This window comes from Clostridium phoceensis, assembly GCF_001244495.1.
Lineage (GTDB): Bacteria > Bacillota > Clostridia > Oscillospirales > Oscillospiraceae > Lawsonibacter > Lawsonibacter asaccharolyticus.
Map to the genome: position 1 here is coordinate 1,512,694 of NZ_LN866274.1, position 12,442 is coordinate 1,525,135.

Below are 12,442 nucleotides of genomic sequence, written 5' to 3' on the forward strand. Positions count from 1 at the left end.
GAGGAGCTTCCGCTTCTTACGCTGTGTAGGCATTGTCCTGCACAGCGTTTTTGTTTTTCGCCCGCCGCCCCGGGGGCAAAAGCCCCCTAGGGGTGGTGCGGTGAAAAATGCAATATAGAGCAAATCGATGTGCATACCAGTAAAATCGCAAGAGGGGGAGGAGTATAGACGATTTATTTCTGCAAGTGGATAAAGTATTAAATCTTCGATTTGTGAGGAGACAAATATGCTTATCTTTTTCTTTTCGATTCCGATGTTTCTGGTGGCTGTCTTTGTTTTGGGAATTGCCGGACTCGCATTTCCGGCATTAAGGACAATTATTGACATTGGTAATACCATAATTGATGTAATATATAACGTCGCTTCTTTCGGACTTATTTTATTCATTATTGGAATTGGAATCGTAATTATAGCCCCCGAACTATCATCTAGGGCATCTAAAAAACGAAATATTCCTTTGATCGTTCTCGGAATTTATATGTGTGCCATATCTACACTTGCCTTATTAAGAATCCGAATCCTTCATCGTTTTTCTTTTGTCTTACTTTTTTCTGTCATCTATCTAGTGTTATTATCACTTATTTATATTTTAATAATTGGAAAGAAAAGCGTCATAAGATATTTTTTTACAGCTGTATGTATATTCCTTTCTGCGCTTCCAGTTGGATGGGTTATTGGACATGATATGAATTATACTGCATTAGTTGATCAAAAAAATGTGGCATATTATTACTGCGAAGATGTTCTTTACGAAGAAAGTACAGAAGCGCAAGTTCTTTATGACGATGACGGAAATGTTACCGGTGTACACGTTGACCGTATTCCCCTTACTGGTTTCATTTTTCAAGAAGAACCATCTGTGGATTCCGCAATCGGGTCATACGAAAAAGGAGATTACCTGATTCCAGACAGAAGCAGAACGTGGATCAAGCGCAAACAGACTGATGTAAAATATAAATGCGACATGCTTTGGTATCCTGTTTTTTCTGAAGATGGGCTGCCTGGATATGTTAGATACAACAATCTTCAAGTGTTTTACAGAGGGAGCGGAGATTGGGTGGAGGAAAGCCGGCAAACGATTATTGATAATACATGGTATCAATTTTGTCCAAAGTGTATCTTTTCCTTTGGAAGTAAGGTATTTGCTGTATGTCCTTTAGGTTATTCAGCTAATATTGAGAATGATCCATCCTTGTACTTATAGGTGTCTAAAATTACTTGTAGCGGGCTGCATATTGCAGCCCGCTACAAATCTTGTCAAATATATTTTAAATTTTCTTCCACACCGCTCCGCCGGGCACGTCGGTGACTTCGATGCCCCGGGCCTTCAGCTCGTCACGGATGCGGTCTGCCTCGGGAAAGTCCTTGGCCTTCTTGGCCTCGCCCCGGGCCTTCACCAGAGCGTCGATCTCGGGGGCCCCCTCGCCGGTGACGGTGTAGCCCGCCTGGGCCTGGGCGGCCTTTACCTTGGCCTGCTCCTCCCGCACCGCAGCCGCCTTGTCCAGCAGGGACAGGGAGAGCACCTGGTCGAAGCTGTCCAGGATGGCCAGCCGGGTGGCTCCGCTGGCCTTGGCTTTCAGGGCGTCGTACAGCAGGGTGACGGCCATGGAGGTGTTCAGGTCGTTGCCCATCTGCTGGAGAAATTTCTCTTTATACTCCGCCAGAACGGCTTCGTCCACAGATCCGTCCTGGGGGTCCAGGGCGGCGATGCGGGCGATGAGCTTGTCAAAGGCGGCCCTGGCGTTGTCCAGGTTCTCCCAGGAGAACACCAGCCCCTTGCGGTAGTGGCTCTGGAGGCAGAAGAACCGGTAGACCAGGGGATCATAGCCCTTCTCCTCCAGCAGGGAGACAGTGAGGAATTCGCCGGAGGACTTGGACATCTTGCCGGAATTGGTGTTCAGGTGGTGGACATGGAACCACTGGCGGCACCAAGGGTGGCCCAGATAGGACTCGGACTGGGCGATCTCATTGGTGTGGTGGGGGAAGGCGTTGTCGATGCCGCCGCAGTGCAGGTCCAGATACTCCCCGTTGTACTTCATGGAGATGCCGGAACACTCGATGTGCCAGCCGGGGTAGCCCACGCCCCAGGGGGAGTCCCACTTCAGGGCCTGATCCTCGAATTTGGACTTGGTGAACCAGAGGACGAAGTCATTTTTATTGCGCTTGTTGGTGTCCTCCTCCACGCCATCCCGGACGCCCACCGCCAGATCCTCCTCATCGTGGTCGTTGAACACGTAGTAGCGCTCCAGCTTGGAGGAATCGAAGTACACATTGCCCCCGGCCTGATAGGCGTAGCCCTTCTCCAGCAGGCGGGTGATGATCTGGATATACTCGTCGATGCAGCCGGTGGCGGGCTGCACCGTGTCAGGGCGCTTGATGTTCAGCTTTCGGCAGTCCTCAAAGAAGGCGTCGGTGTAATACTGGGCGATCTCCATCACGGTCTTGTGCTCCCGGCGGGCGCCCTTGAGCATCTTGTCCTCGCCGGTGTCAGCGTCGGAGCTGAGGTGGCCAACGTCAGTGATGTTCATCACCCGGTTCACGTCATAGCCGGACCAGCGCAGGAATTTTTCCAGCACGTCCTCCATGATGTAGGAGCGCAGGTTGCCGATGTGGGCGAAGTGGTACACCGTGGGTCCGCAGGTGTACATCTCCACGTGGCCGGGGGTGTGGGTCTGGAACTCCTCCTTCTTGTGGGTGGCGGAATTATATAACAGCATGATAAAAAACCTCCATTTTCTTCGGTGAGGGCGGCCTGGGCCGCCCGGGATCGTGAGAGAACTATGCCCGTTCCTTCAGGAACTGGTCATCCAGCAGCTTCTCCAGGAATTCCACACGCTGAGACAGGGCTTCCAGCCGTTCCAGGGTGGGATTCTCCACGCTGGTCTGGTCTACGTCATCGGCGTAGTGGGTGACCCGTCCGGCGATGCGGACGATCTGGGCGGGGATGCCCACGGCGGTGGCGTCCTCCGGCACCTCGCTGAGCACCACGGCGTTGGACGCGATCCGGGCGTTGTCACCCACCCGGAAGGGCCCCAGCACCTTGGCTCCGCAGCTGATGAGCACGTTGTTTCCGATGGTGGGATGGCGCTTGCCGTGGTCCTTGCCGGTGCCGCCCAGGGTGACGCCATGATAGATCAGGCAGTCGTCGCCGATCTCGGCGGTCTCGCCGATGACGATGCCCATCCCGTGGTCAATGACCAGGCGGCGGCCGATCTTGGCGCCGGGGTGGATCTCAATGCCGGTGATGTGGCGGGCCAGCTGGGAGTTCAGGCGGGCCAGGAAGGGAAGGTGGTGACAGTAGAGCCAGTGGGAGACGCGGTGGAAGATGACGGCGTGGACGCCGGGGTAGAGGAGAAAGATCTCCAGCTTGCTGCGGGCGGCCGGGTCGCGCTTCTGATAGGCGCCCAGCAATTCACTCAGTGACTGAAACATGATGTCCTCCTTGGGGGAGATCCATTCCGTCTCCCCATTTATTGTGGGCGGGAAGAACAGCACCCGGGACATCGCGGTGCGCTCCGGCGGCTGTGCCGGAGCCGGGGAAAGGGAAGATGCAAGGGGAACGCCTCCTTTTCGCAGCTTGGACACAAACAAAAGCGCCCCTCATGCCCACAGGCATAAGAGGCGATCGCTCGCGGTTCCACTCTCATTTTTCACTCAAAGGCCGGTATCGGGGCCAGACCGGGCGGCATTACCCGCCGCGCTCCCGGACGCACTTCACATCCCGCGGACTGGGACCGCTCTCAGTCGGTGGCGTTCCCTCTCTGTCGACCGGTGGAGGATGCTACTTTTCCGTTCACAGCGCTTACGATTTATTATATTATCATCTGAAGGAAGGGGTGTCAAGGAGGAGGGAGGGCTTTTCAAAAATTTTCCCGACGCCCCGCCGGGGCGCCGGGAAAAGGGTCATCGGAAATAGACCAGGGGATCGTCCGGGCGGTCGGCCCGCTCCACCCGCTGGGCGTAGAGGACCACGCCCTCCCCCTGATAGACGGGGGACTCCTCCCACTGGATGCGGGCGGCCACCATGACCCATTCCCCCTTCTTCAGGGAGCGGGACCGGTCATACTTGCACAGGAAGCCAAAGAAGCGGATGTCCTCGGCGCAGCAGGTCATGGCGTTGCGGCCGGGGATGAAGGTGCCCTTGGGCAGCTTCATGCTGGTCATGGCCTGGGCCCGGAAGACCACAGTCTTGCCGGTGTAGTGCTCTGGGTGTTCCTGGATGTCCAAGTACCAGATGCCGTAGTCCTCGTCCTCCAGGACGATGGTGTCTGCCTCCAGGGAGTAGGGAAGGATGTCCTCCACCTCCAGCTCCTCCCCCTTCTCGTCCTCAAAGACGATCTCGCACATGCGGTTCACCGCCCGGATGGAGCGCTTCCAGCCGGACAGGGGCATGTCCGGCGTGCAGCGGTTGAAGAGGACCATATCGGCCTCGGTGACCATGTCGATGACCATGGACTGCATGTTGGAGCGGTACATCTCGAAGGTGGAGCCGTCGATGACGTCGATGGCCTGGTAGAGCCCCCAGGTCTTGGGCAGCTTCAGGTCCCGGAGGATCTGGATGGGCCACATGCCGTTGTACTCCAGGAGCACCCGCTCCGGCTGATAGCGGCGGTCGATCTCCTGGAGAAAGCTGGTGTTCAGCTGGGCCTGGTCCTGGACAGGGACCAGGCGGGTGTTCAGCCTGGACAGCTGCTCCGGATCATACTCCGTCTCGCCGTCCTCACACATCAGCAGGACGGTGCGCTGCCCATCGGCAAAATAATCCATATTCAGGGTGTCGGTGAGCAGAGTGGTCTTGCCGCTGTCCAGAAAGCCGGTGATGAGGTACAGCGGGATACGGGGATCTTTCATGCAGCCTCACCTCACGCCAGCAGGAACAGCTTTTCCAGCCTGGCCTCGTCCAGGCCCGCGCCGATGACGCACAGGCGGCCGGTGTAGTCGGCGCTGCCCTCCCGGATCTGAAACTCGCCGGGGACCAGGTCGAAGTGGAGCCAGCCCTCGCTGTCCTGATCGGGGACCATGCCCTTGGAGCGGAGGATGGTGCCATAGTCCTCTGTCATGGCCAGGACGGAAAGAATGTCCTGGAGTTCCTCCCGGCTGTACTTCCGAGGAGTCTCCCGGCCCCAGCTGGTGAACACCTCGTCGGCATGGTGATGGTGGTGGAAGGTGGAGTGGATGCAGCTGTCGCATAGGTCGCAGGAGCCGCAGGCCCCCTCGCAGCCCAGCTCAGCGTGGATGGCGTCCAGCTCCTCCTGGGTGTGGTGATGGCCGCAGGAGCAGGAGTCCCCGTGGTCATGGTCGTGGTGGTGCTCGTGCTCATGCTCGTGGTCATGGTGGTGGTCATGGCCGCAGGAGCAGGGCTCGTCCTCCCTGTGGTCGTGGTGGTGTCCGATCTCCTCCATCAGCTCGCGGGCCAAGTCGTGGCCCCCCTCCATGGCAGAGACGATCTGGGCGCCGGTGAGCTGGTCCCAGGGGGTGGTGAGGATAGCCGCCTTGGCGTTGTGGGGACGCAGCATGGCTACGTCGGCGGCCAGCTTGGCCTGGTCCATGTTCTGGGTCCGGCTGAGGAGGATAGCGGAGGCGTGCTCCACCTGGTTGTTGAAGAACTCGCCAAAGTTCTTCATATAGATCTTGCACTTCACCGCGTCCACCACGGTGACAAAGCTGTGCAGTTCCAGGGGGGCACCGCCGTCCCGCACCCGCTCCACGGCGGCGATGACATCGGACAGCTTGCCCACGCCGGAGGGCTCGATGATGATGCGGTCGGGCGAATAGGTATCCAGCACCTCCTTGAGGGCGGTGCCGAAATCCCCTACCAGGGAGCAGCAGATGCAGCCGGAATTCATCTCCGTGATCTGGACGCCGGCATCCTTCAGAAAGCCGCCGTCGATGCCGATCTCACCGAACTCGTTCTCGATCAGGACCACTTTCTCGCCATGGAAGGACTCGGAGAGGAGCTTCTTGATGAGCGTGGTCTTGCCGGCACCCAAAAACCCGGAGATAATGTCGATTTTGGTCATGGTGACACAGATCCTTTCTTCAAACAAGGCGGCAGGGCCGCCGGATGGACAGAGGGGGAAGGGGGAGCGCCGGATACCAGAGCCTGGTATCCGGCGCATAGCAGTCCGGGAAATTACTTCTGCCGGACGGTGATCTCGTTGCGCTTGGGTCCGGTGGAGACCAGGGTGATGGGATAGCCGATCCTGGACTCCAGGAAGTCCACATAAGCCTTTGCCTGCTGAGGCAGGGCCTGGTAGTCGGTGCAGCCCCGGATGTCGCACTTCCAGCCAGGGAGCGTGGTGAACACGGGCCTGGCCCGCATCAGCTCCGGGGTGGTGGGGAAGCGGTCGGTGACTGTCCCGTCGATCTCATAGCCGGTGCACACCGGGATCTCATCCAGATAGCCCAGTACGTCCAGGCAGGTCAGAGCCACCTGGGTGGCCCCCTGGACCATGCAGCCGTACTTGGTGGCCACAGTGTCGAACCAGCCTACCCGGCGGGGACGGCCGGTGGTGGCGCCGAACTCGCCCTTGTCACCGCCGCGGCGGCGCAGCTCATCTCCCGCCTCGCCCAGCACCTCGCTGACGAAGGGCTCGGTGTTGGAGCCCACAGAGGAGGAGTACGCCTTGGTGACGCAGATCACGTCCTCCACAGCGGTGGGGGGGACGGCGGCCCCCACGCAGCCGAAGCCGGCCAGGGTGTGGGAGGAGGTGGTCAGGGGGAAGATACCCAGGTCAGGGTCCTTCATAGAGCCCAGCTGGCCCTCCAGCAGGACGGTCTTGCCCGCCCGCAGGGCGTCGTGAACAAAGGTGACGGCGTCCCCCACATAGGGGCGGATCTGCTCCCGCAGCTCCATCAGCTGCTGGTACAGCTCGTCCACGTCCAGGGAGGGCTTGTGGTACAGGTGCTCGAACAGCACATTTTTCAGGGAGACGGCGGCGGTCAGGCGCTCCCGCAGCCGGTCCTCGTGGAACAGGTCGCAGACCTGGATGCCGATCTTGGCGTATTTGTCCGAGTAGAAGGGGGCGATGCCGCTCTTGGTGGAGCCAAAGGCCTTGCCGCCCAGGCGCTCCTCCTCGTAGCTGTCCTGGAGACGGTGGTAGGGCATCAGGATCTGGGCCCGCTCCGAGACGATCAGGTTGGGGGCGGGGACGCCCTGGCTGGTGATGGAGCCCAGCTCGTCCACCAGCTTCTGGATATCCAGTGCCACGCCGTTACCGATGATGTTGGTCACATGGGGATAGAAGGTGCCGGAGGGGAGGATGTGCAGGGCGAACCGGCCATAGTCGTTGATGATGGTGTGGCCCGCGTTGGCCCCGCCCTGAAAGCGGATGACCACGTCGGACTGCTCTGCCAGCATGTCCGTGATCTTGCCCTTGCCCTCGTCGCCCCAGTTGGCGCCTACGATCGCTTTTACCATATCTGTTACCTCCGTGGACCGGGATTCGCAACCGCACAGCGGATTTGCCTTATCCGGCCAACATGACAGCATTCTTATTATACTTCCTCTAAAAGAGGGATGCAAGGGAAAAAGCTGTTTTTCCCATGTATTTTTCCGAACAACGGCAGAAATGGAGCCCATGAGTCTGCGGAGACGATAGGGCGGGAGAACATTGACAGAATGGTAAAAAAACATTAAAATAAAAAAAGCGCCTTTTTTGGTCGGAATGGACAAAGCTCTGCGGTGAGCCGGCGCGGAGTGGAAGAAATTTTCCCCGGGACAGGCGCTCAGACACCCCGGACTACACATGCGGTCCGGGAGAAATAGGGAGGTAGCAGAGTATGAGAGCAATGACAAGACGCGCGCTGGCGCTGGTGCTGACCCTGGCTATGGCGCTGTCCCTGTGTCTGGCGGCCCAGGCCGCCGGCCCCCAGGTGACGGTGACCCTGGATGGGACGGCGCTGGAGCTGGAGGTCCCCGCCTATATCGACGGGCAGGACCGGACCCAGGTTCCCGCCAGCATCGGCCCCCAGCTGGGGCTGACGGTCCAGACTGGTGACGGGAGCGTCACCTTCACCAAAGGAGAGGCCAGCCTGACCTTCCAGGACGGGGCCAAGGAGGCGGGCGGCGTGACCATGGACACCGCCGCCGACCTGTCCGGCGAGGTGGGCTATGTGCCCCTGACCTATCTGGCCCAGTTCTTCGGCTTCCAGGTGGCCTGGAACGGCGTCACCCGCACTGCGGCGGTCACCAGCACGGCCGCGGAGGAGGAGACCGCTGTGACCAAGCTGCCCCAGCTGGTGTATTCAGAGCTGGAGAGCCTGATGGCCCAGCAGGCAGCCCAGTATCAGACCAAGGACAACGTGGTGCCCATGCTGTGGCAGGGCGTGCTGGAAATGGACATCCAGGTGGGCAATGCCGCCCGCACCGCCAAGCTCTATGTGCCCCAGGGCACGCCCCAGGGCGCCATGTTCGTGGTGATGAACGTCCCTGAGGGCCTGAACGCCGTGAGCTTCATGGAGACCAGCGGCTGGATGGACAAGGCGGACGAGGAGGGCTTTTGCCTGTTCGTGCTGGAACCCGCCCAGGGCACTCCCTGGGGAACTCTGGAGGAGGAGCAGGCATACATCAATGCCGGCATCAGCGCCGCCAAGGCGGGCAAGTGGCTCCAGCCCGGTCCCAGCATGTACCTGGTGGGCTACGGTGCCATGGGTACCTGCCTGCAGAAGTACGCCATGGAGAATCCCCTGAATATCGCCGGAGCGGTGTTCCTGGATGCCAGCCTCATTGACGCCGGCTACATGGCGTCCAACGGGGATGTGTCCTTTGATACCGATACCAAGACCTACGGCGTCACCCGCAAGGAGGTGCCGGTGCCCGTCAAGATCGTGGAAAGCACCATGACGGAGCAGGCAAAGGCTGTGGCGGACTACTGGCAGGCCGCAGCCAACGACAAGAACGCCGTGGAGCGCTTTGCTCCTGAAGGCGGCGAGATCCTGGCGGCCGCCGTGGTCACCGAAGAGGGGAACTATGACTACGCCCTGCCTGCCACCACCGACATGATCTGGGACTTCATGGGCCAGTTCTACCGCTACGGCGGCGGTGTGCTGTCCAACGCTATCTCCTGGAAGGTGGACTATGAGGAGATGGGAGTGGAGTTCCGAAGCTTCACCGACTCCCAGGGCATCGACCGGCAGTATCTGGTCTATATCCCTGAGGCTTACCGCGGCAGCGGCGAGCAGCTGCCCGTGGTCATCGCCTATCACGGAGCCTCCACCTCTATGCGCAATTTCTTTGAGAATACCTTGTGGTACAATATCGCCGATGAGGAGGGCATCATGCTGGTGTTCCCCGAGTCCACCCTGGTGCCGGTGCCCCCCACCCTGGGCGGCGGCGAGGCCAACCCCACCGCCTACCGCGCGCTGTGGCAGGTGGAGGACCCTGAGCTGCGCTACACCGACGTGGTGTATGCCGAGGACCTGCTGGACCAGCTGATCGCAGTCTATCCCCAGGTGGATCAGGGCCGCATCTACTGCACCGGCCACTCCATGGGCTGCATGATGACCCACTACCTGGGCAGTGCCGAGGTTTCCCACCGCTTCGCCGCCATGGGCGCCACCTCTGGCCCCCTGATGGCCAGGGAGGAGACGGGATCCCAGACCGTGCCCATGTTCATGACCATGGCCCAGTACGACATGTGGAGCTATGACCTGAACCAGGACGACACCATGACCACCCAGGCGGTGGACATGTGGCTGGTCCGCAACGGGCTGGCGGACGCCTCCAACGTGGTCGAGGTCCGTAAGACCGGGGCCACTGAGACCTATGTGGAGGGCCGCTACAACAACTCCGTCTGGGAGAATGAGGACGGCATCCCTCTGTTCCGCTACGCCTGGGTCACCGGCAAGGACCATGTGAACCTGCCGGCAGAGAACCAGCTGCTGTGGGACGAGTGGTTCAGCCAGATCACCCTGGACACTGAGACAGGCGTGCGCGCCTATCAGGGACAGGCCATCGGCTGAGTCAGACAAGAGAACAGAAGCGACCGGGAGGGCGCGGCATCCGCCGCGCCCTCCCTCAGTTTGTTGCCCCATTTTTTCAGAGAGATGCTTCAAGATCAGGGAGGGAGAGGAACAATGTGGATTTTAAATGGATCAATGTGATATTTGCATTGGACATAAGTGAGCAAAAAAGATAAAATTTCATTAAAAGATAGACATAAATTTATATAGAATACATGATAAAAGCGAGCTGAGAGTTCTAAGATATCAACCATTTACTTTTGGAAAATATAAGTATGTAGCTGGTTGAATTTTTTGTTCGTGCGAAAGCTGGGCCCAGCTTTCCTATTTACTACGTAAATAGGAAGACTCTATATACTGGGATAGAACAAAGGAGGAAAAATGATGAGAAACAGGTATTTCAAACGTATCCTTTCCCTCGCGATGTCCCTGGCCATAGTACTGTCGTTGTGTCTGACTGCTCAAGCAAAAAATTCCATAACCGTTATATTGGATGGGCATCCAATTGAACTTTCCGCACCTGCGTACATTGACAAAAATGATCGTACTCAAGTTCCAGTTACGATTGGTCCCCAACTGGGGATAACCTATCATGAAGGAAACGGCGAAGTCACTTTTATAAAAGGCGAAAAAAGCCTTACTTTTAGGAATGGAGAAAAATCAGCAGGCAGCACCGCAATGGATACTGCGGCAAATCTTTCGGGGAAGGTTGGATATGTGCCTTTGGCCTATCTTGCCCAGTTTTTTGGGTATAGAGTTGCATGGTCTGCCTCAAATAATACGGTGACGCTGACCAAAGCTCCGGAACTGACAGTAGATGATATCAAGAATATTCAGGCGTATTCCGAGTTGACTTATTATGCGGTTGCGGTGACCAGAGTGGATATCACATACAAAGATGGCGTAGATGTCTCTGATGTACAAGCATCTGACTATCACCTGATTGACCGTGGATATCTGTACCCAGATTTTGGAGAACTGCCGATTGAAGATGTAGATGTCCATGGTCAGGTTGTGACACTGACGATTGACCGCGACACCACCGCAAATGATGAGAACGCCTATATCTATGCAGGAGTCAATGCCACTGGAAATCGGGCTAAAGATGATGTCTACGGGACCCATGCTACATTCTCCTGGTATCGTGAAAACGATGGCGACATTGTGGAGGCGGCCCGTGCATTCCAATACCGAGATACTGAGTTGAAGCTGTGGCATGAGGGCGAAAGTGAAGAAGATGCACTTTGTCAGGCGGATGAGAAGGGAAACTATATCTCTGGTGGGAAATGGGGGCCCACAGAGATCGAGTATTTCACAGATGTCTCAACGGGAAGCTTTACCAAAAATAATAAAACCCATCTCTATACAAAGGGCGGGTTTATGACTTTGGAAGAATTAGGAATTCAAATTCCCAGCTCCAGCGGGATAGAAGGCGATTATGTAATGGCCTATGCCGCATTTCCGGATGGGTACGATCCTAACAAGGAGTATCCCCTGATTTTGTCCCTACCTGGAAACAGTGCCGCAATGTGGGATATTATGGAGAATGGAGAGATTGTTGCAACGAATCCCTATGGAGCTACATTTTTTAATGGCTCTGTAATCAATTGGTATGACAAAGGTGTTGATGCTATTGTTGTTTACATGTCTCACCGCTATTATAGCGACTTTGTAAATAGCGTGAGCGATGCGACAAAATTGAATGAAGAAGGCTACAACTATGCAAAGGACAACATTGCCTTGATTGATTACTTTGTTGAGAACTATGGAGCAAAAGAAAATCATGTCATTCTGACTGGAGATTCCCGAGGCACTATGGCAGGTAGCGATATTATCAAGGCTTATCCAGGAAGAATCAGCACATTCCTGTGTATAAACGGAGATTGGGGTGTTAAGAGCAGTCCATATACAGTAGAGGACTATGCGACTGCTGCAGAAAACGGACTGTCTGTTTGGTGTATTGATGGAGAGCAGGACACGAATAATATTGATGTGATTAAGCAGGCGCGTGAACTGTATGCCGAAGCTGGTTATACTGAAACTGAGATCAATGATATGGTTCGTCATTCGGGGATTGCTACAGACTACAATTATTATTGGGGAGAAACAGATCATTCCGCAACGAAATTTGTATATTGGTACCTGATGGATACAATTTACCATGGACCGGGCCATATTGAAAATGGGACGATCGTGTATGATAATCCTAATTCCACATCTTATGAATTGAACGGAACTCTTGGCGAGAATGGAATTTATTTAAAGAAAGGGTACAGTTATTCTGTTTATGCGGATACTTTAATCGACTGGGTGATGTCAACAGATCGGGAAATCGAGGTCAAAAAGTAAAAAAATAGTGGGGATCTTGCATGCAAGATCCCCACTATTTTTACAGAAATACGTGGGTGCCTATGAATTCCGGAACGTCTAGAGAAAAAATGAAGATAGAACAAAAAAGTGTGGATTGACGCTTTGTTCA

General features: G+C 56.3%; 8 protein-coding genes. 3 read left to right on the forward strand and 5 right to left on the reverse strand.

The features are described 5' to 3' along the window. Nucleotides 1-226: 226 nt before the first annotated feature. A complete protein-coding gene (locus tag BN1969_RS17900) occupies nucleotides 227-1,204 on the forward strand; it encodes a hypothetical protein (protein WP_147577038.1) in 978 nt (325 codons plus the stop codon). Between the two features lie 64 nt (nucleotides 1,205-1,268). Here BN1969_RS17900 and cysS read toward each other — a convergent pair whose 3' ends face one another. From cysS to BN1969_RS08180, 5 genes are all read right to left on the reverse strand, one after another. Further along, entirely contained in the window at nucleotides 1,269-2,717 is a 1,449-nt protein-coding gene (gene cysS, locus BN1969_RS08160) for a cysteine--tRNA ligase (RefSeq protein WP_050623851.1), read from the reverse strand. 61 nt (nucleotides 2,718-2,778) lie between these two features. Further along, nucleotides 2,779-3,432: a serine O-acetyltransferase EpsC gene (gene epsC / locus BN1969_RS08165; protein WP_050625436.1), complete on the reverse strand. Its 654-nt coding sequence runs from the start codon at nucleotides 3,430-3,432 to the stop codon at nucleotides 2,779-2,781. Between the two features lie 471 nt (nucleotides 3,433-3,903). Beyond that, a complete protein-coding gene (locus BN1969_RS08170) occupies nucleotides 3,904-4,851 on the reverse strand; it encodes a TIGR03943 family putative permease subunit (RefSeq protein WP_050623852.1) in 948 nt (315 codons plus the stop codon). 11 nt (nucleotides 4,852-4,862) lie between these two features. Next, nucleotides 4,863-6,020, reverse strand: a complete 1,158-nt coding sequence (locus tag BN1969_RS08175) for a CobW family GTP-binding protein (protein ID WP_050623853.1) — start codon at nucleotides 6,018-6,020, stop codon at nucleotides 4,863-4,865. A gap of 113 nt (nucleotides 6,021-6,133) precedes the next feature. Further along, nucleotides 6,134-7,420, reverse strand: coding sequence for an adenylosuccinate synthase (locus tag BN1969_RS08180; RefSeq protein WP_050623854.1), 1,287 nt, complete (start codon nucleotides 7,418-7,420; stop codon nucleotides 6,134-6,136). A 362-nt stretch (nucleotides 7,421-7,782) separates the two neighbouring features. On the opposite strand from BN1969_RS08180, the gene BN1969_RS08185 reads away from it, so the two are divergent. Together BN1969_RS08185 and BN1969_RS08190 are read left to right on the forward strand one after the other, a co-directional pair. Further along, on the forward strand, nucleotides 7,783-9,963 hold the full coding sequence (locus tag BN1969_RS08185; RefSeq protein WP_147577040.1) for a stalk domain-containing protein: 2,181 nt from the start codon (nucleotides 7,783-7,785) through the stop codon (nucleotides 9,961-9,963). 384 nt (nucleotides 9,964-10,347) lie between these two features. After that, a complete protein-coding gene (locus BN1969_RS08190; RefSeq protein WP_050623856.1) occupies nucleotides 10,348-12,312 on the forward strand; it encodes a stalk domain-containing protein in 1,965 nt (654 codons plus the stop codon). Nucleotides 12,313-12,442: the final 130 nt, after the last annotated feature.